Raw genomic sequence first — 21,198 nt, 5'->3', positions numbered from 1 at the left:
GCTCGGTCGGGGCTACGGTGCTGGATGCCGCTGGGCATGCGGGGTTGGGCTCGGTCGGGGCTACGGTGCTGGATGCCGCTGGGCATGCGGGGTTGGGCTCGGTCGGGGCTACGGTGCTGGATGCCGCTGGGCATGCGGGGTTGGGTTCGTCCGGGGTTACGGCGCATGACGCCGCCGGGCATGCGGGGTTGGACTCGGTCGGGGCTACGGTCCTCGACTCCACCGCGTATACGGTGCTGGACTCGACCGCGGCTACGGTCCTCGACTCCACCGGGCATACGGCCCAGGGATCCACCGCGGCCACCACTTCCGACCCCACCCCGCACACCGCCCCGCACCCCGCCGTGTCCGACGGTCTGGCCCTGACCTGTGCGCTCGCCCAGGCGCTGGCCGACCTGGCGCTTGAGACGCCGCTGTGGTGTGCCACCCGTGCCGCCGTCGCCACCACCGACGACGAGCCGGTCACCGAACCCGGCCAGGCCATGGTGTGGGGCCTGGGCCGCACCCTCGCCCTGGAGCGGCCGCGCGGCTGGGGCGGCCTGATCGACCTGCCGGCCGAGCTGGACGACGAGGCGGTGCTGTGGCTCGGTGCGGCCCTGACCGGCCCGGAGGGCGAGGATCAGCTGGCGGTACGCGGTTCCGGACTGTTCGCCCGTCGGCTGGTGCGGGCGCAGGACGGCGACGGCGGCGCGGACGGTGCCTGGCGGCCGCACGGCACCGTGCTGGTCACCGGCGGTACCGGCGCGCTCGGCGCTCAGGCCGCCCGGTGGCTGGCCGCCGCGGGCGCGAAGCGGCTGGTGCTGACCAGCCGTCGGGGCCTGGACGCGCCGGGTGCGCCGCAACTGGTCGGCGAGCTGTCCGGGTTGGGCGTGCACGTCTCCGTCGAGGCCTGCGACATGGCCGACCGGGAGCAGGTCGAGCGGCTGCTCGCGTCGATCCCGGCCGGCGAGCTGACGGCCGTGGTGCACGCGGCCGGAGTCAGCGGCCGGTTCGCGCCGCTGACGGACATGGACCTCGCCGAGTTCGCGGACGTCGTGGCGGCGAAGGCCGCGGGAGCCGTCCACCTGGACGCGGTTCTGGGCGATGCCGAACTGGACGCGTTCGTCCTCTTCTCGTCCATCTCCGCCACCTGGGGCAGCACCGGCCAGACGGCCTACGGCGCGGGCAACGCCTTCCTGGACGCCCTCGCCCAGCACCGCCGCGCCCGGGGCCTGGCCGCCACCTCGGTGGCCTGGGGCCCGTGGGCCGAGGCGGGCATGGGCGCCGAGGCCGGCATGCGGGACTTCCTCGCCCGGCGGGGCCTGCCGCCGATGAATCCCACCGACGCCACCACCGAGCTGTGGCGGGCCGTCGCCGCCGGGGAGACCGCGCTGACGGTCGCCGACGTCGACTGGGACCGCTTCCTGCCGCCGTTCACCGCGACGCGGACCAGCCGGTTCTTCGACGAGATCAGGCCGCCGTCCGTCGTCGACCCCACGGCCGAGGAGGCACCGCGGGCACCCCGGCCGGCGGACCCGCTCCATGTGGTCCGTACGGAGGCCGCCGCGGTCCTCGGTTACGCGTCACCGGACGAGATCGATCCGGCACGGCGCTTCCTGGAACTCGGTTTCGACTCGCTCGCCTCGGTGGAGCTGCGCAAGCGGCTCGTCGCCGCGACCGGCCTGGCCCTGGCCACCCCGGTGGTCTTCGAGCACCCGACCCCCGCCGAACTCGCCCGCCACATCGCCGAGTCGGCGGCGGCACAGCGGCCGGACGAGGCCGCTCCGCGGCGGGACGGCGGCGGGTCCGGGGTGCGCGACCTGTACCGGCGGGCGTGCGAGATCGGCAAGTTCACCGAGGGGATCGGGGTCCTTCAGGCCGCCGCCAAGCTGCGGCCGGTGTTCGGCAGCGCGGCGGAGTTCGGGCGCGAGCAGGAACTCGTACGGCTCGCCTCCGGCCCCGAGCGGCCCGCGCTGGTGTGCCTGCCGTCCATGGTGGCCCCCTCGGGCCCGCACAACTTCGCCCGTCTCGCCCTGCACCTGCACGGGCTGCACGACGTGTACGCACTGCCGCTTCCGGGCTTCGGCGACGACGACCCGCTGCCCGCGAGCAGTGACCTCGTCGTGGACCTGCACGCCGACGCGGTCGCCCGCGACCTGGGCGACACCCCGGTCGCGCTGGCCGGATACTCCTCCGGCGGCTGGCTCGCCCATGCCGTCGCCGCCCGCCTGGAGGCCCGCGGACTCGCGCCGCGCGGGGTCGTCCTGCTCGACACGTGGTTCCCGAAGGACGGCATCCCCGAGGAGCAGATCCGCAGCCAGCTGCAGGGCATCGCGGTCGACGACCGGGCCTTCGCGTTGATGACGGAGGCCCAGGTCACCGCCCAGGGCGCGTACTTGGACCTGTTCGACGGCTGGCGGCCGCAGGCCGTCACCGCGCCGGTCGTGCTCGTGCGGGCCGGTGAGCGGATGCCGCAGGCGGCGAACGAAGAGGTGGCCGAGTCCCACGGGTGGAGCAAGGAGTGGGAGTTCGACTACGACACGATCGACGCCCCCGGCAACCACCAGACGATGATGAACGAGCACGCCGCCACCACGGCGGCCGCCGTGAGCGGTTGGCTGCGCCGGCCGTGACCGCCCCGGGGCGGTCCGGGACGGTCGGGGGCGACGGTGGCGATGGTTACGAGTCGCGTCGCGCTATCGCCGTACGCAGGGCCGTGCGCACCTCCGCCGGGGGCTGTGGGCCGTCGCTCCCGGTGCTGGCGGTGAGGGACGCGGCCACCGTGCGCAGCTTGGTGTTGGAGAGCTGGGAGGCCTCGCGGAGGACGGTCCAGGCCTCGTCGGAGGTGATGGCGTGGGTGGCCATGAGGATGCCGCGTGCCTGGTCGATCACGGGGCGGGAGGTGATCGCCTGACGGAGCTGGTCCACCTCCTCCTGGAGGAGCCGGAGTTGTTCCGCGCGTTCCAGGGCCACCGCGGAGGAAGCGGGCGGGCGCGGGACGGGGGTGGAGCCGTGGGCCGTGGAGCGCAGGGGGTCCGTGGTGTCCAGACCGACCAGTTCCAGGATCCGGCGCGGCTGGCCCTGCCAGTTCACCGTCGTGACCGGCATCTCCTGCCGGCGGCCGTAGGTGCCGAGGGTCTCCAGGAACTGCAGTCCCGCCGTGTCCATGAAGATGACCCCGGTCATGTCCAGCTCCAGCCGAGAGGTACTGGCCGGAAGTCCGGCCAGCGTCTTGGCCAGGACGTTCGCGCTGCCGTGGACGAGCTCTCCGCGCGGTGCGAGCACCGCTCGCCCGCCCGCGTCCACGTGGCTCTCGATCACCAGGGCGTCCAGTCGCCCCGCGAGAGATGTGTGTGCCGCTGAGATCATGTCCCCGCCTTGTTGGTTCGGTCCTCGACTTTCTGCCTTCTGCATGACAGTGCGTGCCCCGTCTCCACCGGGCGGGCCCTGTGGGGCCCGGCTGTGCTGACAGTGCGCCTGCCCGCCGTACGGCCCACTACACACCCGCCCCAGGAATGTCAGGTGTCTTCGCGGGTAGAAGCGGTCTCGTCCGGGACGAGTGGGGAGACGGTGTGGGCATCCGGTATCAGACGCCTTCCGGCGCCGTCGGCGCGGTGCCGGAGCTGACGTTTCTCCCGCTGCCCGAGCGGAGCGGGCTGCGGGTGGCGGGCGAGGTCGGCCTGGCCACGCACGCGGCCTGGGAACGGGCGCTGGAGCAGGCCGTGGGCGGTGACGTGGACGTGTACTACCTGGAGTTGTCCTCCGTGACCTTCGTCGACGTCGCGGGCGCCGACGTGCTCGCCGCCGCCGCCCAGCGGCTTCGGGACGGCCGGCGGATCGTGCTGCACCGGCCGCCGCCCGCCCTGCGGCGGGTGCTGGAGTTGTTCTGGCCCCGCCTGCCGGCGATCGAGGTGTCGAAGTCATGAGTACCGCGGCCGAACCCTTCGAACCCTTCGTCCACCCCGCCCTGTTCTACGGCGACGAGCGTGAGTACCTCGCGGGCACGATGCCCTTCGTACGCGCCGGACTGGAGGCCGGCGACCCGGTGGCCGTGGCCGTGCCCGGGGAGAACCTCGACCTGATCCGGGACGGGCTCGGCGCGGACGCCGACGCCGTACGGCTCCTCGACATGCGGGAGGCCGGACGCAACCCCGGCCGGATCATCCCCGGCGTACTGCGCGCCTTCGCCGACGCCCAGCCGCCCGGCCGGCGGGTGCGGATCATCGGCGAGCCGATCTGGGCGGGCCGTACGGAGGCCGAGTACCCCGCCTGCGTCCAGCACGAGGCGCTGATCAACGCGGCCTTCCAGGGCCGCACGGCGAGCATCCTGTGTCCGTACGACACCCGACGCCTGGCGCCGCACGTCATCGCCGACGCGTACGCCACCCACCCCACCGTCGTCCACGCCGGCGGCGAACCGCTGCGGGACAGCGGCTCCTACGCCCCCGAGGACGTCGTCGCCCGCTGCAACGCGCCGTTGCCGCCCGCCCCCGACGGGCCGCAGGTCTCCTTCTTCCCCTTCGAGGCGGAGTCGCTCTCGCAGGCCCGGCACATGGCCACCGACGTGGCCGGACGGCTCGGCCTCGACGGCACCCGGCTGCAGGACGTGGCCCTCGCCACCGCCGAACTGACCACCAACAGCGTGGTGCACGGCGGCGGCGAGGGCGTGCTGCGGGTGTGGGCCGAGGGTGAGTTCGTGGTGTGCGAGGTCCGGGACAAGGGACGGATCTGGGACCTCCTGGCGGGGCGCCGGCCGGCTCCGCGGGAGCAACGGGGCGGGCGGGGACTGCTGTTGGTGAACCTCGTCGCTGATCTGGTGCGCGTGTACACGGGGGACGAGGGGACGACCGTACGGTGTTACATGCGTCGCTGAGGGCTCGGTGGTGCGCTCAGGTGGCCAGCGGGTCCAGCGACAGCGGCTCGATCTTGCCCTCCAGCATGTAGCCCAGTCCCTGTACGGCGCACACGTCGGGCCGTTCGGCGATGCGCACCGGCATGCCGGTGGCCTGTCGCACCATCTGGTCGAGCCCGGGGAGCAGGGCGCTCCCGCCGACCATCATGATCCCGCGGTCGATGAGGTCGGCCACCAGGTCGGGCGGACAGACCCGCAGCACCCTGCCGATGCCGTCCAGTACGGCGGTCAGCGGGGTCTCGATCGCGTCCCGTACGGCGGCGGTGTCGACCTGGACGGAACGGGCGAGACCGGTGGCCACGTCCCGTCCGTGGATCTCGGTGGAGGCCGGGCCGTGGGGCGTGAGCCCGTTGCCGGACAGGGCGAGTTGCAGGGGCCGTACGGACTGGCTGGGCAGCATCAGCTCGTGCTCGTGGCGCAGGTGCTGCACGATCGCGTGGTCCACCGCCTCGCCGCCGACCGGGATGCGCTCGGCGGTGACGATGGACCCGAGGGAGAGCACGGCGACCTGGGTCGCGGCGGCCCCGCACACCATGATCATGGTGGCCTCGGGCCGCTCGACGGGCAGCCCGCACCCCACGGCGGCGGCGATCAGCGTGTCGACCAGCTCCACCCGCCGCGCCCCGAGCCCGACCAGCGTCTCGATGGCCGCCCGCTGAGCCAACGGGTCGGCGTCGTGCGGGGTGCAGGCGGCGGCGCGCAATCGGGGCTTGCGGCGCAGGGTGCGGCGCATCTTGTCGCCGAGCAGGTGCCGCAGCATGCGCTGCGCCATCTCGATGTCGACGACCGTCCCACCGGAGACGGGCCGGACGACACGGATGTAGTGGGGCGTACGTCCCGTCATCTTCTCGGCGAGCTCACCGACCGCGATCAGCGCGCCGGTACGGGTGTTGACGGCGGCGGCGGACGGCTGGTCGACGACGAGCCCGGCCCCCTTCACGTACACCCGCGTCCTCGCCGCCCCCAGATCGACGGCGAAGTGGCAGCGGCGCAGCTGCTCCAGACTGGCGGTCATGGAGGCCTCCCGAGAGCACGGACTGTGGGGCCGCCGGGTGGCCGGCCCTACTGGCATCGTGCGGGGGTGGGGGAGGGGGCGCGTGTTGGGGTGGGCCGGGTGGGGTGCGGCTGAATGGGGGGTTTGCCGCGCATGTGTGATTCGGTGGTCAGAGGGAGCGGGCGGCTTCGAGGAGGGGTTCGAGGGAGGTTACGGTCACTTCGCGGCCGGCGTCGCGCAGGAGGCGGTCCGTGGCCGGGGTGGGCGCGTAGCCGATGAAAGCCAGGCCGGAACCGTGTCCGAGGCGACCGGGTGACGGCGTTTGCCGCCGTGGGCAGACACCTCGACGCGGACCAGGCCCCGGCCCGCACCGCTGGGCCCCGGCTCGATCCCGTCCATGGCGCCGTCGGCTCCCCCGTGATGTGTGACTCGCGGAACTCCCCCGTTACGAACCGTGCTCCCGAATCACCCCCAGCTCCACCAAGTCCTGCGGCCGGATCCGCAATTGGTCGGCCGTCGCCTCCACCTCCTCCGCCGGCCGTTTCAGGATCGCCGCCGCCGGCTCCGGGGCGATGACCGAGAAGTAACTGTCCGGCGTGGCCCACGTGCTGCCGGGTGCGGCCAGGGCCAGTGCGCCGCCCGAGCCGCCCTCGCCTATGACCAGCGTGGTGATCGGTGTGCGGGCGGACGCCACCGTGAGGAACAGGTCCGCGATCGCCGCGCCCGCGCCCTGCCGTTCGGCCTCCGCGTCGTTGGCCGCGCCGGGGGTGTCCACCAGGGTCAGTACCGGGATGCCGAGGCGCTCCGCGAGGCGGATCAGGCGGGTCGCGGTGCGGTAGCCGGCGGGGCGGGTCGCCGATCCGGTCTGGGCGGCGTACGCGATCGTACGGCCCTCGTGCTCGCCGAAGCCGCAGAGCATGCCGGCCGGGTCGGTACCGCCGCAGCGGTCGCCGCTGATCGTCACCCGGTGAGCGAAGTAGACGTCCAAGTAGGCCTCGGCACGGGGGCGTTGGGGGTCACGGGCGCGGCGGACCGCGGCCCAGCCGGTGGCCGGCAGGTCCGTCGCGCCGAGGGGCGAGGGCACGGGGGCCGGTGCGTCCGACGGCGCCGACAGCAGCCGTAGCCACAGGCCCAGCGTTTCCCGCAGCTCCTCGGGCGGTACGATCGCGTCGGCCGCGCCCGCCGCCACCTGCGCCTCGGCCGTGTACGCCGTCGGGTCCGCGTCCGGCGGTCGGACCCGGGAGCCCGCGAAGCCGACCTGGGCGCCGGGCAGGGCCAGGATCACGTCGGCGCCCGCGCCGAGGGTGGCCCAGCCGCCCCCGGTGGTCGGGTCGCGCAGCACGGCTGTCTGCGGCAGGCCCGCCTCGCGGGTGAGCGCGGACTGCCGTGCCACGCGCTGAAGTTGGGTGAGGGCGAGCATGCCCTCCTGCATGCGGCTGCCGCCGGTGGCCACCAACGGCACGACCGGCAGGCGGTGTTCACGGGCGTACGTGTACGCCGCCTCCAACCGGTCGCCGGTGCGCTCGCCGAGCGAGCCGCCGAGGAAGCCGAACTCGAAGGCGATCAGCACCGCCCGCGTCCCCTCGACGTGCGCGGTGCCGCAGGCGACTGACTCCTGCTCGCCGGTGCGTTCGGCGGCGCGGGCGCGCGAGGCGTCGTAGCCCTGCCAGGCGAGGGGGCCGTCAGGGGCGGAGTTCCGTGGCGGGTAGGGGAGTTCGGTGAAGTCGTCGGTGACGAGGGCGATCGTCTCGCGTGCGGTCGGGCGGTCAGTCATGGCTCAGCGCACGCTTCATGATCTTCCCCATGTCGTTGCGGGGGAGAGCGTCCAGGTGGTGGACGACGCGGGGCCGCTTGTGCGGGGCGAGGCGGGCGGCCACGTGGTCGGCCAACTCATCGGTGGACGGGGGCGCTTGGGGGTCCGCCGGAACGATCCAGGCCACGATGCGCTCGCCCAGGTCGGCGTCCGGCTCCCCGGTGACCGCTGCCTCCCGCACCCCCGGATGCTCCAGCAGCGCGTTCTCGATCTCACCCGCCCCGATCTTGTAACCCCCGCTCTTGATCAGATCGGTGGCCTTGCGACCGACGATGCGGACATAGCCGTCGGGGTCGCGCACCGCCATGTCCCCGGTGCGGAACCAGCCGTCGGCGGTGAAGGCGGCGGTCGTGGCGTCGGGCCGGTTGAGGTAGCCGGTGAACAGGTTCGGGCCGCGCACCTGGATCTCGCCCACGGTCTCGCCGTCGTACGACGTGATGGGCGCCCCGTCCTCCTCCACCAGCCGCAGCTCCACGCCCGGCAGCGGTACGCCGACGGTTCCGGCGCGTGGTTCGCCGTCCGCCCGCACGCTCGTGTTCATCAGCGTCTCCGTCATGCCGTACCGCTCGATCACCCGTCGCCCGGTCGCGGCCGTGATGCGCTCGTGGTCGTGCACGGGTAGGGCGGCGGAGCCGGAGATCAGCAGCCGGGCCCGGCCGAGGGCCTTGGCCAGCTCGGGGTCGTCGGACAGGGCCTGGGCGATGCGGTGGTACATCGTGGGGACGCCGAAGAGCATGGTCGCGCCGGCGTTCAGCTCGCGCGCCACGCCCTCGGTGGTGAACCTGCCCAGGTGGCGCACGGATCCGCCGCGCCGCAGCGGGCCCAGGATGCCCAGCACCAGTCCGTGCACGTGGAACAGCGGCAGCCCGTGCACGAGTACGTCGTCGCCGGTCCACTGCCAGGCGTCGGCGAGCGCGTCCAGGGTGGCGGCGACGGCCCGGCGGGGGATGACGGCGCCCTTGGGCGGGCCGGTGGTGCCGGAGGTGTAGACGACGAGGGCGGGGTCCTCGTCGGAGACGCGCGGGGCGGGGGGCTGTCCGGTGGCGTGCACGTCGATGTCCAACCGCTCCAAGTCCGCGACCGGAGGCGGAAGTTCGTCACCGGGTGCGGCCAGCACCAGCGCGGGTGCGCTGTCGGTCAGGATGTGCCCGAGTTCCTTCTCCCCGGACTTCGGGTTGAGCGGTACGGCGGCGACGCCGGCCTCCAGCGCCGCCACCACCGCTACGGCGGTCTCCAGCGCCGGGGTCGCCCAGACGGCCACCCGGGCGTGGCCGGTGATCCGGCCCGCCGGCGCGCCCGCCGCGGCGGCGAGCTCCGCGTATGTCAGGGACCGGTCGCCGAACCGCAGGGCGGGCCGGTCGGTCCGGGCGTCGGGCCGGCCGCCGGCTCGGCCGTCGGTCAGGGCCGGGAAGAGAGAGGACACGCGTCGTAACTCCTTAACTGATCAACGGGCACTGCCTGTCGCCGCCTGTCGGTCCTACCCGAAGCCCGGCACGACCATCACCAGCCACGCCACCGCGGGTACCACCGCCACCACGATCCCTCCGTACACCATCAGCTGCCTGAAGAAACGCTCGCGGTCGACGTCCGGCGCCGCGGCCAGCACCAGCGCGCCGTTCGTCGAGAACGGGCTCACGTCCACCACCGTCGCCGACACGGCGAGCGCCGCCACCATGCCGACCGCCCCGATCTCGCCCTGTGCGAGGAAGGGCACGGCGAGGGGGATCAGGGCGCCCATGATCCCGACGGACGAGGCGAACGCCGACACGAGCGCGCCGATGTAGCAGAGCAGGACCGCGGCCAGCAGCGGGACGCCGATGCCGCCGACGCCCTCACCGGCCCAGGTGATGGTGCCCATCTCGTCCAGGACACCGACATACGTGAGGACACCGCAGATCAGCAGGACCGTCGACCAGGCGATCTGACCGACCGCCTTGCGGCTGTCCTCCGGCCAGGCGGTGCTCAGCACGACCGCGAGGGTGATCGCGGTCAGCCCGGCGTCCAGGTCGAAGGCGAGGACGGCGACGACGAGGGCGACGAGGGAGGTGAGGGTGGCGATCCGGGCCGGGCTGAGGCGGGTGGTGTCGGGGGTGGCGGGTGCGTCGGGACGGGTGGCTACCGCGGTGTTGGTACCGCCGGCGCCACCAGCGGGCTGCGGGCCGGAACCGCCCTCCGGAAGGCCGCCCTTGCCGGAGGCGTCCTTGGGGGCGTCCGTGGAGGCCTCGTCCGGCGTCACCGCCCCCCGCGCCCACAGCTTCAGCCCGCCGAAGAGCACGAAGACCACACCCGCGATGGCCAGGTTGGCGAACAGGGAGGCCAGGAAGAGGGCGATCTCGTTGCCCGGCAGCTTCTCGCGCTCGACGATGCCGTTGACGATCGAGCCGTAGATGCTGATCGGCGAGAAGCCGCCGGCCTGGGCGCCGTGCACCACCATCGCGCCCATCAGCAGCGGGCTGATGCCGTAGCGGGCGGCGAAGCTCAGCGCGATCGGCGCGACGATCGCGACCGCGGCCGGGCTGACCGCGCCGATCGCCGTGAGCGCGCCGGTGATGGCGAACATCACCCAGGGGATCAGCGCCACGCGTCCTCGCACGAGCCGGATGGAGGCGTGCACCAGCCAGTCGGTGGTGCCGTTGGCGCGGGCGATCGCGAAGAGGTACGTGACGCCGACGAGCACGACGAACAGGTCGCCGGGGAAGCCGGCGAAGATGCCGTCCGCGTCGAGGTCGGCGACGAGCTCACCAACTGCGAAGGCGGCGGCGAAGGCGAGCGCGCCCATGTTGACGGAACGGGTGGTGGCGATGACGAACACCACGACGAGGACGAGGATCGAGATGAGTTCGGGGGACATACGGGCTCCCGTCTTTGGGTCCCGAGCGGCGGGGTGGGTATCCGGGGGAGTGGACGAGTGGCTGAGCCACTTACGGTCGGTTGGCTGGTTAGCGTGGGCGCGGCACGCGGCGGCGTCAAGGGGTCGCGCAGAAATTGGCTCAGCCACTCGGCCACCACGGAGCCCGGTGCTACGCTCCCGACGAGAGGGGGATCCCGTGACCGACGCCCTGCGCCCCATGACGAAACAGCGCCTCTACGAGCAGGTGCTCGACCGGCTGCGCCAGTACGTCGCCGAGGGCGGCCTGCGCGCGGGGGACCGCCTGCCGCCCGAACGCGACCTCGCGCAGCGCCTCGGCGTCAGCCGGGCCTCCGTGAAGCAGGCGATCGTGGTCCTGGAGGTCCAGGGTCTTGTGGAGGCACGGCACGGCGGCGGCACGTACCTGGTGCGCGACAGCCTCGACGTCGAGCCGGTCGAGAGGATGGTCGAGCGCCGCCGGCGCCTCCCCGACGTGCTGGAGGCCCGTGAAGCCCTGGAGACGAAACTCGCCGAACTGGCCGCGGAGCGCCGCACGGAGGACGACCTGGCCGCGATGCGGTCGGCGCTCGCCCATATGACCAGGGAGATCGAGGAGGGCGACCCCGGCGTCGAGGGCGACCGCCTCTTCCACGCGGCGGTGACGGCGGCCGCCCACAGCAGCCTTCTCGCGGAGTTCATGCGCTCCATCGCCGAGCAGATCGCCGAGAGCCGCACCGAGTCCCTCCGCCAGCCCGGCCGCCCCAGCCGCTCCCTGGCCCAGCACCAGGCCATCCTCGACGCGATCGCCGACCGGCAGCCGAGGCGGGCGGCCGCGGCGATGCGCCGCCATGTGCGCACCGTGGCGAAGGTACGGCTGCTGGACTGGGAGCCGGATGACGAGCGGTGACGCAACCGCAGGCGCGTCACCGCAGGATGCAAGCCGTCCCAAGCCGTCCGTCAGCCGGACGCGCTGGCACCGGGAGGTACGAAGTACCGATAGAGCGGTGCGACCCGGGACTCGGGCTCACCCGGGAAGCCGGCCTCCTTGACGGCCGGGGCGATCCGATCGCCGAAGAACCGCTCGAAGTCGCTCTCGGCGTTCCACACGTCGACCACCTGCATCGCGCCCTCTTCGAACCAGGCGATGTGAAGGACGAGACCGTCCGGCGGATCCTCCTCCCAGCGCACGATCTGCTTCACCGCTTCGTACTGCTGGGGCGACACGTCCGCCCACCGCAAGTTCAGCACAACGGCCATGGAATCCCTCCTGTGCTCGGTGCCCCGGTTCAGTAGACCGACCCCGGGCAGCCACGGCCCGCATCGCCGCCAAGCTCCACCGCGTCCCGGTCCCCGTCGATCGGCTGCACCTCGACCCGCGCACCGGCCTGTACTCCGCACTCCACTTCCGCGCCGAACTCGACCGGAAGCTGTGCCGGTCCGGACGCCGTGACGGTGTCCTCGCGGTGGCTGTGGCGACCGGCTCGGCCGGGACGAGGCTGGGCGGTTGCCCGTGCTCATGCCCGGCGTCGACGAGGAGGCGGCCCGCCGCGCACTCCAGGAGTCCGCCACCACGGTGGCCGGCACTCGGTTCGTCGTCGCCGACAGAACGTACGGCTGACGCCGACGACCGGGCAGACCGGCCCGTGGAGCAGGCACGCGATCCACGAAGCAATCATCAGGTGCGGCCCTTGCTCGCTGGCTCAGCGGCTGTCGCCATGACGGTGAAGCAGAACCTTCAGTGCTTCACGGGCGTCTCGACGCCTACTGGAACTGCGCGCCAGTACGGCTGTCAGAGCCATGGTCGCGATTGTGCCGGCGTAGATCGCACTGGCGATCGCGAGGGGCATGAGAATGCCACCAACAACATGAACCGTAGCGAGCATTGCCGCTGCCTTTCGGTGAGTCGGCCGGGTGGCCGGACGGGCTGGTCTCTGCCCATGTCCTCAAGTCCATGTCGGTTCTGTAGATCGGCCCCTCATAGGCGGAGGGCCATTTACCCTGATCAGTCCATGTGCGGAAGTTATCCGGTGTTCATTCGGACCAGAAGAACACCGAACGGCGGACGGGGGCGGTCCCGGCATGACGGAGGCGGAGGACGATCCGATGCAGGTCTTCTGGGGGGAACTGCACGCCCTCTATGTGGCTGCGGGCACGCCGCAGTACGAGGCGCTGGCTCGTCGAGTTGGCGTGGTGAAGTCCGTCCTTCATGACTGGGTGAACGGCGTATCGATTCCCTCGGACAAGCACAGGCCGGCTCTTAGCTCTCTGGTGACCGTCCTGGGGAACATGGCCCCTGGGGAGCACCAGCGGTATGCGCCCACTTGGTGGGAAGCGCGGCGCAAGGCGGCTTGGAAGCACAGGCGGACGAGCGCCGGTCGGGTCTGGACCCGACCGGCGCGCAGGGTACTGGGGCCGGTCCCGCCGGAAGCGGAGTGCTATCAGGAACGGCCACATGCTCGCCGGACGTTGGAGGCCGCGGAGGCAGGCGGCGCCACAGCGCCTTGCGAGTTGGTGACCGGTATGGGCGGAGTCGGGAAGACTCAACTGGCCGCCCGTTACGCGCGTTCGGTCTTCGAGAGAAAACGGGTAGATGTGCTGCTGTGGGTCACAGCGGCATCGCGGGCGGCAGTCATCGACGCATACACCAGTGCGGCCGTTCAGCTACTGGGAGTCGGCGATGACGACCCTCAAGCCCCCTACGCGTTCCTGAACTGGCTTGCGCTTGCCCCGGGAAACCGGACCGGCTCCCCGACCTCCGGGGCACGCTGGCTGATCGTCCTCGACGATATTCCGCATGCGGAGGCTGTGCAGGGGCTGATGCCTCCTCACACGCCTCACGGGCAGACCCTGATCACCACTCGCAACCGGGACGCCGCCCTCCTGGGGCCGGGGCGCCGACGCGTGGAGGTCGACCGTTTCTCCCGGGAGGAAGCCGTCGCGTACCTGACCGCAAAGCTGCGAACTCATGAACGAGGCGACGACCCGGCGCAGATCGAAGCGTTGGCGGAAGACCTCGGTCGGCTGCCGCTCGCGTTGTCCCAGACCATCCCCTATATGATCAACCGGCAGTTGGACTGCGCTGCGTATCGCAAGCGCCTGGCCGACCATGCCAGAACCCTGAGAGACGTGCTGCCCCCGCAAACCGGCCTCCCTGACGAACAGAGCCTGACGGTGGCCGCAGCCTGGGACATGTCCATTGACTTGGCTGATCAACTTCCGCCACGAGGCCTGGCCCGCCCCATGCTTCACCTGTTGTCTGCACTCGACCCCAACGGGATCCCGGCCGCAGCGCTCCTATCACACCCTGCTCGCGCATACCTCGCTTGCGGTGGCACGAATACCGAACAGTCCTCGCCCGATGCTGAGCCCACCATCGATGACGCCACTGACGTGTTGTGGAACCTGCACCAGTTCAGTCTCATCGACCACAGCCCTCAGGTCACACACCGAGCCGTTCGTATTCACCGGCTCGTCCAGCGCGCCGTTTATGAGCGACTCCCTGTTGAGGGCAAGCGCCAGTGCGGTCGGATTGCGGCCGACGTGCTCGTCGCTGCTTGGCCCGACATCGAACGCGATACGGACCTTGTCGGCTCGTTGCGTGCGAACACCGCCATTCTGTATAAGCACTTCGCCGATGCGTTGTGGGAACCGGAAAAGCACGAGGTGCTGTCCCTGATGGGACACAGCCTGCTGGAAGCAGGCCAGGTGATTGCGGCTCGGGAGCACTGGCGGCATCTGGCAGGAACCGCCCATTCGCGACTTGGCCCGGACCACGTCGATACCCTGGGGACGCGTGCGATGTTCGTGAACTGCCAGGGAGAGGCGGGGGACGTCGCTGGGGCATCCGCTGCCTATGCTGAACTCGTTCAGCACGCGGTCCGAGTGTTGGGTGCAAGTGACAGGGACACGTTGATCATTCGCGCCAACAGGGCCATGTGGCGAGGGCGATCCGGGGAATCCAAGGAGGCTGCCGCTGAGCTTGCCGGCATCCTTGAGGACGCGGTCGGAGTCCTGGGGGCAGACAGTCCCGAAACCTTCAAGATCCGAGGTAGCCTCGCGGCATTCCGCGGCAAATCGGGAGATGCGGCTGGAGCTGTCGAAGCATCCGTCGAACTGCTGAAAATCCAAAGGGAGGTCCTGGGGCCCGACCATCCCGACACCCTCACCAATTGGAACAACTTGGCCTTTTTCTTGGGGGAGTCAGGGGATGCGGCCGGAGCTGTCGAGGCCTTCGGTGAACTGCTGGGGCATCGCAGGAGGGTCCTGGGTGAAGACCACCCGATGACTCTCGCCACATGGGGTAACTACGCCTTTTGCCGGGGAGAAGCGGGGGATGCCGTCGGGGCTGTTGGGGATCTCACTCAACTGCTGGCGCACCGCAGGCGGGTGCTGGGTGAAGACCACCCGGACACGGTTATCAGCGAACGCAACCTCGCTCTCTGGAAGGGGAGGTCAGGGGATGCGGCCGGGGCTGCCGCCGGGTTTGCTGCCGTGGCAGAAAATGCGGCGAGGATATTCGGCGTAGAGAATCCCAAGGCTTTGGAGGATCGGTATAACCATGCCGTCTGGAGGGGCCGGTCCGGTGATCCTGCCGGGGCTGCTGCCGCGTACGCCGAACTGCTGGAACACCAAAGGAGGACCCTGGGCGAAGACCACGACGACATCCGCCTCACCCTGGTCTACAGCGCCCATTGGAACTTGGTCGCAGGAGACCAGGACGCGGCCTTTGCTGCATACGACCAGTTGGTCGATAATGTGGTGCGCTATCTGGGGCCCAATGACCCCCACGTCCTGGATGTCAAGGTTGGTCGTGCCAACCACAAGGGATATGCGGGGGATCCTGCAGGCGCTGCCCATGGCCTCATGGAGGTGGTCTCCACCCTCACGAGCGTGGAGGGTGCTGAGAGTCCTCGCACACTCTCTGCGTTGCGGGGGGCCTTCATGTGGCAAATGGAGGCAGGCGACACCGATGCAGCCACCCTCGTGTACACGAAGCTGATGGAAATCTTACGGCGAACCCTGGAGCCAGGTCCGCAGCACTTGGTGTTACGCCACAACCTTGCATGCGGGCGTGGAGAGGCAGGGGACAGGGCCGGAGCCGCAACCGCATTCAGCGACTTGACTCGGCATGTCCAACAAGCGTTCGGCCCTGACGCCCCGCAGGCGTACACCGCCGCTGCCGCCGCGGCTTACTGGCGTTGGCGTGCGGGAAGGGGAACGATACTCGCGGCCCGTTCGGCTCGCCAAGCGGCTTGCACTGACGCCCTCAGGGCTTATCTCCGCTGACCGCGCACTCTTCCGGCAGGTCCTGTCTGAATGGATGGCGCGGATCATCACTGTGAGGACCGGCGGGCCGGTGAAGGCTGGCTTTGCCCGATGTCCTCGTATACCCACGAACGGTAGAGCGCGTGCACCTTCCCGTCGCCGGCGGCCGGGTTGACCATGAGTGTCACGCACGGTTCGTCGCGTGCGGCGAGGAGGGCGTCACGGACACCGATGTCTTTCAGGGCTACGGGTGGGCGGCCGGTATACGTCTCCGCCGGAGCCGGGGTGGTGCGCTGCCAGTACCGGTCGCGGTGCTCGATGCGATTGCAATAGGCGTATCCGACCGGATACCCGTCCGGGTCGGGTCGGCCGGGGTGTGGTCGGAGGTTTTGCCGGTGCCGCCGTCGTCGAGGACCAGGAGGTCGTAGGGGGCGTGGTCCTCGATGCGGTGCCAGTCGCTGTGGAGGATCTGTACCTTGGGGCGGTCGGCGAACAGATCGGCGGCGGGGCGGGTCCGGTCCGGGTCGCGCTCGGTGCTGACGATCCGCACGCCTTCTCGTGCCCCCGCGGCCGGCCATGTCGGCCCGGCCCCGCAGCCCGTGCCCGTCTCCGCGATGCGTCCCTGGGCGCCGCCCGCCAACGTGTGCAGCAGGCGGCCCGCTGTCGTACGCGGCTGTTCCGGGGAGCGACATGGCGGTGATTGTGCCCCGCCGTCGGAGGTCAGGCCGCGCTCTCCACCACGTCCGCCACCACACAGCTGACGTTGTCCGGGCCCCCGGCGCCGTTCGCCTCGGCGATCAGTGTGAGGACCGCCTCGTCGGGGGCGTCGGCGTCGGTGAGGAGGGTGCGGATGCGGGCGTCGGGGACGATGCCGTAGAGGCCGTCGGAGCACAGGAGGTAGCGGTCGCCGGGGTGGGCGTCGTGCAGACGGAGGTCCGGGGCCGCGGGGGGCTCGCCCGGCAGGGCCTTCAGAAGCAGGGCGCGCTGGGGGTGGGCCGTGGCCTCCTCGGGGGTGAGCCGGCCCTCGTCGATCAGGGACTGGACCACCGTGTGGTCGTGGGTGATGCGGAAGAGGGCGCCGTCGCGCAGCAGGTACGCGCGGGAGTCGCCGATGTGGACCAGGGCCAGGCGGGAGCCCGTCCACAGCACGGCGGTCAGGGTCGTGCCGGCCTCGTCCGGGCCGCCGGCGCCGTTCGCCACGTCCCGGACCGCATCGGTCGCGCCCCGCACCGCGTCCTCCAGGAGGTTGAGGACGTCGCCGGCCGGCACCTCCTCCGTGTCCAGGAACCGCAGCGCCTCCACGGCCGCGCTGCTCGCGGGCGCGCCCGCGGGTCCGAAGCCGTCCGCGACCGCGAGCAGCCGGGTGCCCGCGTACGCCGTGTCCTGGTTGTCGGGGCGGACCCGGCCTCGGTCCGAGTGGGCGGAGTAACGCAGTTCCAGCATGGTGGTGTCCTTCCTCGGCTGCGCTGTCAGTTGGCTCACGAGGAACGCGGCGAGATCCCGTCGTACGGCCGTGTCCGCCTCGACCTGCGCCCAGTAGGCGCGGATCTCCTTGGCCGCGGCCTCGGGCGGCAGGGCGCACACCTCACGGATCCGCGCCAGCGGCATGCCCAGCCGCCGCAGCCACGCCACCAGCCGGGCCCGCTCCAACTGCTCGACCGCGTAGTACCGGTAGCCCGTCTCCGGGTCGACCCGCGCCGGACGCAGCAGCTCCAGCTCGTCGTACAGCCGCAGCGCCTTGGGCGACAGCCGGCACGCCTTGGCGAAGGCGCCGATCGTCAGCAGGTCCATACGCACCTCCGGACTCCCTCGTTCCCGCCACCGATGCTGGGGCTTCCCCAAAGGGGAAGGTCAAATGGGCTGCCGCGGTTGCGGCGGCCCCGGTTAGCCTGCGGACTCACGAGACATCCAGGACAGGAAGGGACCCGCCGTGCCCCGTGTCGCCCTCGTCACCCACGATCCCCGGCCGGGGACCAGCGCGGACCGCGACCTGCCCGTGCTGCTGGAGGCACTGCGGGCGGCCGGGGCCGAGGCGGACGCCGTGTTCTGGGACGACGCCGGCGTCGACTGGGCCGGCTACGACCTCGCCGTCATACGGTCCACCTGGGACTACAGCTGGCGGTCCGCCGAGTTCGTGGCGTGGGCGGAGCGCTGCGCCAAGGCGACGCGGCTGGCGAATCCGGCGGCCGTGGTGCGATGGAACACCGACAAGCGGTACCTCGGGGACTTGGCGGAGGCCGGAGTGCCCGTCGTCCCCACCCGCTATCTCGCGCCCGGCGACCCGGCCGACCTCCCCGACCACCACGAGTACGTCGTCAAGCCCACCTCCGGCGCGGGCGCTCGGTACGCCGCGCGCTACACGCCCGAGCAGCGGGAGACGGCCGTACGACACCTCGCGCGCATGCACGAGGAAGGGCTCACCGCGATGGTCCAGCCGTATGTGCGGGCCATAGACACCGCGGGTGAGCGGGCCCTGCAGTTCTACGGCGGCCGACTCCTCCACGCCAGCCGCAAGCGGGCCGTGCTCGCTCCCGGGACCGCCTTCGACGCGGCCAAGGTCGCCCACCCCGACCTGGAACCCTGGACCCCGACCCCGGCCGAACGCTCCGTCGCCGAGCGCGCCCTGGCCGCCGCACCGGAGGCGGACGAGCTGCTCTACGCCCGCGTCGATCTCGTGGACGGGGAGGACGGCGAACCGCGCGTGATGGAGCTGGAGCTGGTCGAGCCGAATCTCTTCCTGTTCCTGCATCCGGGCTCGGTGCCGGCCGTCGTCGAGGCCGTCCTGGCGGCGGCTACCCGCTGACCGCCACCCGCTGCAACAACCCCCACGTAAACTCCGCGACACACTCCCGCCGCACCCCCTGACCGTCCGGCGCCGTGAAGGCGAGCCCCCAGCGGGTCGGCGCCGTGCCCTGGAGGGGCCGGGCGGGGGCGAAGGCCCGGGCCGCCTCGTCGACCGTGCAGGACCAGGGGGTGAGGTCGTCGAGGGTGGTCAGCGAAGGAGCCTCGGCTCCCGGGGCGCGGATCAGCCATTCGTTCCAGACGGCGCCGTTCGGCGCGAGGAGGACCTCGAAGCGCAGGTCGGGCCAGAGGGGGAGCGGCCACAGGCGGGCCTCGCACTCCAGGTCGCCGATCGTGCGGGTGAGGACGGACTCGGGGGCGCCGAGGATCGAGCGGATGAGGGTCCCCCCGCTCGAGTTCATTCGAGAGTGGGGGAGGGAGGCGGCGGAGCGGGACCGTGGGGAGCGGACCATCGCCTGCCACCGCTTGTTGGCCTCGCGCATGTCCGCGATCGAGACGCCCAGGGCGTGGCGGGCGTTCTCCACCAGGTCCGGATTGTGGTCGGCCATGCGGCGCAGCAGGACCAGCTGGAAGTCGAGCGGGGTGAAGGGACGGAAGGAACCACTACTGGCCGGGGGCTTTCCGGAGGGCATGGGACCCATCGTGCCGCACTGCCTCGTCGCCCGGGCGGCGGCCGTCCGGGAGGAAGAGGACCGAGTTGACGTACCGGGGTCGGCTGCGGAAGGGCAGGACGCGGCGCAGCAGGCCGTGCGTGACGACGTAGGCGGCGCGCTCCTGGTGGGCCTCCAGCGGGAAGTCGGTGAGCGGGACCCAGGAGTCGCCGGGCAGCACCCAGCCGTCGTAGCCGAGCATGGACAGGTACGTCACCACCGGGGCGATCGGCTGGATACGGGACTCCAGCTCCACGAAGAGGGCCGGCCGGTCGCGGGCCAGCAGGCCCGTCGCCCCGCGCAGCACCGACAGTTCGCTGCCGTCCACGTCGACCTTGATGAAGCCGACGTCCTTCAGTCCAAGGTCGTCCAGGGCGACGCAGCGGACGTCCAGGGCGTGGCCGTGGATGTCCCGGCGGACCAGGGACGACACACCCCGGTCGCCGGAGTCGTCCGGCGGCAGCCAGAGCCGGGCGGTGCCCGGCTGGTCCGCGGCGGCGGCCTGGACCACGTGGACGTTCGCGGGGGCCGCCGAGGTGAGCAGCCGGGCCAGATGGGGGACCGGTTCGACGGTCACCACCCGGTGCGCCCGGGCGGACAGGCGCCGCGTCCAGGGGCCGTACCAGCCGCCGACGTCCACGGCCGTGCCGCAGTCCGGCGGGCACAGGTCGCCGAGCCGGGCCAGCTCCGGTTCGAAGCGCGGGTAGACGGCTCGGGCTGCCGCGGCGACCAGGCGGGTGGGCAGGAGGGGGGCGAGCCGGGCGGCCAAGGTCGTAGGAGTCGTGGGAGTGCGGCGTGCGGTGCTCATGGGGCCGTCCGTTTGAGGAGTTCCTCGTGTTCGTCGTCCGAGACCTGCTCCCCGGAGGCCGGCAGCAGCTGCGGGATCCCGTCGACGATCGGGTAACGGCGGCGCAGGCGCGGGTTGTACAGGGCCTCGGTCTGCGCCGGCCCGTCGGGGACGACGAGGTGCAGCGGGCCCTTGTCGAGCGGGCACGCCAGGATCTTCAGCAGCGGATCGTCACGTTTCACGGTGGAGTCAACTCCTTGGTACCGATGGGGGGTTGGGGAGCGCGGTCGTGTTTCGGCATGGTCAGCAGGACGGAGACGGCGAGGACGGTACCCGCGAGGCGCAGGGCCAGCCGCAGCGGGTCCTGCGGCAGCGCCTCGCCGAACGAGAGCGTGCCGAGCACCGCCGTGAACAGGCACGTCACCGTCGTGCACACCGGCACGATCAGCGAGGCCCGGCAGCGCTGCAGCGCCGCCTGCGACATGACCAGGCCGAACGCGCCGGTGAACAGCAGCAGGTACGGATACGGGGAGCGGAGCAGGTCGAGCAGTGCGCCGCCGAGTCCGCTGGTGGTCAGGTAGCCCGACACGCCCTTGATGGCGAGCGAGCTGACGCCGTAGAGGAGACCCACCGCCACGCCGTACTCGACGCCCGTGGTCGGTGCCCGGTGGCGGTGGCGGGCGAGCCGCTCCGCGTTGTTGTACAGCCACACGCCCGCCGCCAGCGACGGCACGCACACCAGCAGGACCAGCGGGTACGGGGCCGCCTGACTGACGGTGTCCGAGTTCTCGTTCAGCGACAGCACGACCATGAGCAGCGCGGCGAGGATCGCGCCCAGCGCGTACCGCTCGCGGCCGGTGGTCTCCTCGCCGAGCAGCCGGGCGGACAGCAGCACGAGCAGTACCAGACCGGAGACGAAGATGCCCTGCGCGGCGGCGATCGGCAGCGTGCGGTAGACGGCGAGCTGCGCGCCGAAACCGGCGGCGAGCGAGAGCGAACCGCCGATCCACAGCGGACTGCGCAGCACCAGCCCCAGCAGCCGGGCCGGCTGCCGGACGCTGACCTCGGGCAGGGCGGTCAGGGCGCGTTTCTCCAGGACGAAACCGGTGCTGTACAGGGCGTTCGCCAACAGGGCCGCGGCCACTCCC

18 protein-coding genes and 1 pseudogene are annotated in these 21,198 nt (G+C 71.7%); 6 read left to right on the top strand and 13 right to left on the bottom strand.

The window, feature by feature from the left end; translation table 11 throughout:
* Window positions 1-233 precede the first annotated feature (233 nt).
* Window positions 234-2,612 (top strand): type I polyketide synthase, encoded by a 2,379-nt coding sequence (locus ABT063_RS01670; protein ID WP_351055039.1) that lies wholly within the window; start codon window positions 234-236, stop codon window positions 2,610-2,612.
* 46 nt (window positions 2,613-2,658) lie between these two features.
* Here ABT063_RS01670 and ABT063_RS01665 read toward each other — a convergent pair whose 3' ends face one another.
* Window positions 2,659-3,348, bottom strand: coding sequence for an ANTAR domain-containing protein (locus tag ABT063_RS01665; protein ID WP_351055038.1), 690 nt, complete (start codon window positions 3,346-3,348; stop codon window positions 2,659-2,661).
* Between the two features lie 203 nt (window positions 3,349-3,551).
* Between ABT063_RS01665 and ABT063_RS01660 the strand changes: the two genes are divergently transcribed.
* Window positions 3,552-3,905: an STAS domain-containing protein gene (locus ABT063_RS01660; protein ID WP_351055037.1), complete on the top strand. Its 354-nt coding sequence runs from the start codon at window positions 3,552-3,554 to the stop codon at window positions 3,903-3,905.
* Entirely contained in the window at window positions 3,902-4,852 is a 951-nt protein-coding gene (locus ABT063_RS01655) for an anti-sigma factor RsbA family regulatory protein (protein ID WP_351055036.1), read from the top strand. Before ABT063_RS01660 ends, ABT063_RS01655 begins: the two co-directional genes overlap by 4 nt.
* 16 nt (window positions 4,853-4,868) lie before the next feature.
* On the opposite strand, the gene ABT063_RS01650 is transcribed toward ABT063_RS01655, so the two are convergent.
* From ABT063_RS01650 to ABT063_RS01635, 4 genes are all read right to left on the bottom strand, one after another.
* Window positions 4,869-5,906 (bottom strand): rod shape-determining protein, encoded by a 1,038-nt coding sequence (locus ABT063_RS01650; protein ID WP_351055035.1) that lies wholly within the window; start codon window positions 5,904-5,906, stop codon window positions 4,869-4,871.
* Window positions 5,907-6,330: 424 nt separating this feature from the next.
* Window positions 6,331-7,659, bottom strand: coding sequence for a carboxyl transferase domain-containing protein (locus ABT063_RS01645; RefSeq protein WP_351055034.1), 1,329 nt, complete (start codon window positions 7,657-7,659; stop codon window positions 6,331-6,333).
* Complete coding sequence (locus tag ABT063_RS01640) at window positions 7,652-9,121, bottom strand: acyl-CoA synthetase (RefSeq protein WP_502990731.1); 1,470 nt, start codon at window positions 9,119-9,121, stop codon at window positions 7,652-7,654. The genes ABT063_RS01645 and ABT063_RS01640 overlap by 8 nt, the downstream gene beginning before the upstream one ends.
* Before the next feature lie 54 nt (window positions 9,122-9,175).
* A complete protein-coding gene (locus ABT063_RS01635; RefSeq protein WP_351055033.1) occupies window positions 9,176-10,549 on the bottom strand; it encodes an SLC13 family permease in 1,374 nt (457 codons plus the stop codon).
* 196 nt (window positions 10,550-10,745) lie between these two features.
* Here ABT063_RS01635 and ABT063_RS01630 point away from each other — a divergent pair, with 196 nt between their 5' ends.
* Window positions 10,746-11,453 carry a FadR/GntR family transcriptional regulator gene (locus ABT063_RS01630; protein ID WP_351055032.1) on the top strand — a complete coding sequence of 236 codons (708 nt, stop codon included), beginning with the start codon at window positions 10,746-10,748 and terminating at the stop codon, window positions 11,451-11,453.
* 50 nt (window positions 11,454-11,503) lie between these two features.
* Here ABT063_RS01630 and ABT063_RS01625 read toward each other — a convergent pair whose 3' ends face one another.
* Entirely contained in the window at window positions 11,504-11,803 is a 300-nt protein-coding gene (locus ABT063_RS01625) for a hypothetical protein (protein WP_351055031.1), read from the bottom strand.
* An 822-nt stretch (window positions 11,804-12,625) separates the two neighbouring features.
* Here ABT063_RS01625 and ABT063_RS01620 point away from each other — a divergent pair.
* Window positions 12,626-15,832 carry a tetratricopeptide repeat protein gene (locus ABT063_RS01620; RefSeq protein ID WP_351055030.1) on the top strand — a complete coding sequence of 1,069 codons (3,207 nt, stop codon included), beginning with the start codon at window positions 12,626-12,628 and terminating at the stop codon, window positions 15,830-15,832.
* Window positions 15,833-15,868: 36 nt separating this feature from the next.
* On the opposite strand, the pseudogene ABT063_RS01615 reads toward ABT063_RS01620, so the two are convergent.
* The 3 genes and pseudogenes from ABT063_RS01615 to ABT063_RS01605 all read right to left on the bottom strand — a co-directional run.
* Window positions 15,869-16,167, bottom strand: a pseudogene (locus ABT063_RS01615) (GNAT family N-acetyltransferase); the annotation flags it as partial.
* Complete coding sequence (locus tag ABT063_RS01610) at window positions 16,056-16,361, bottom strand: hypothetical protein (protein ID WP_351055029.1); 306 nt, start codon at window positions 16,359-16,361, stop codon at window positions 16,056-16,058. The pseudogene ABT063_RS01615 and the gene ABT063_RS01610, both read right to left, overlap by 112 nt.
* 170 nt (window positions 16,362-16,531) lie before the next feature.
* Window positions 16,532-17,602, bottom strand: coding sequence for a MerR family transcriptional regulator (locus tag ABT063_RS01605; RefSeq protein ID WP_351055237.1), 1,071 nt, complete (start codon window positions 17,600-17,602; stop codon window positions 16,532-16,534).
* A 139-nt stretch (window positions 17,603-17,741) separates the two neighbouring features.
* On the opposite strand from ABT063_RS01605, the gene ABT063_RS01600 reads away from it, so the two are divergent.
* Window positions 17,742-18,614, top strand: coding sequence for an ATP-grasp domain-containing protein (locus ABT063_RS01600; RefSeq protein WP_351055028.1), 873 nt, complete (start codon window positions 17,742-17,744; stop codon window positions 18,612-18,614).
* On the opposite strand, the gene ABT063_RS01595 is transcribed toward ABT063_RS01600, so the two are convergent.
* Genes ABT063_RS01595 through ABT063_RS01580 form a run of 4 tightly spaced genes read right to left on the bottom strand, consistent with a single transcriptional unit; the run spans window position 18,604 to window position 21,194 of the window.
* The gene (locus ABT063_RS01595; RefSeq protein ID WP_351055027.1) at window positions 18,604-19,254 is read right to left on the bottom strand and encodes a hypothetical protein; all 651 of its coding nucleotides are present in this window, start codon (window positions 19,252-19,254) and stop codon (window positions 18,604-18,606) included. The two genes, ABT063_RS01600 and ABT063_RS01595, sit on opposite strands and share 11 nt — an antisense overlap.
* Window positions 19,217-20,071: an FkbM family methyltransferase gene (locus ABT063_RS01590; protein ID WP_351055026.1), complete on the bottom strand. Its 855-nt coding sequence runs from the start codon at window positions 20,069-20,071 to the stop codon at window positions 19,217-19,219. The genes ABT063_RS01595 and ABT063_RS01590 overlap by 38 nt, the downstream gene beginning before the upstream one ends.
* A complete protein-coding gene (locus tag ABT063_RS01585; RefSeq protein ID WP_351055025.1) occupies window positions 20,068-20,292 on the bottom strand; it encodes a Trm112 family protein in 225 nt (74 codons plus the stop codon). The genes ABT063_RS01590 and ABT063_RS01585 overlap by 4 nt, the downstream gene beginning before the upstream one ends.
* Entirely contained in the window at window positions 20,289-21,194 is a 906-nt protein-coding gene (locus ABT063_RS01580) for a hypothetical protein (RefSeq protein ID WP_351055236.1), read from the bottom strand. Before ABT063_RS01580 ends, ABT063_RS01585 begins: the two co-directional genes overlap by 4 nt.
* Window positions 21,195-21,198: the final 4 nt, after the last annotated feature.

Source organism: Streptomyces sp. NPDC002838, assembly GCF_040295365.1.
Lineage (GTDB): Bacteria > Actinomycetota > Actinomycetes > Streptomycetales > Streptomycetaceae > Streptomyces.
This window is presented reverse-complemented; position numbering and strand designations above follow the sequence as displayed.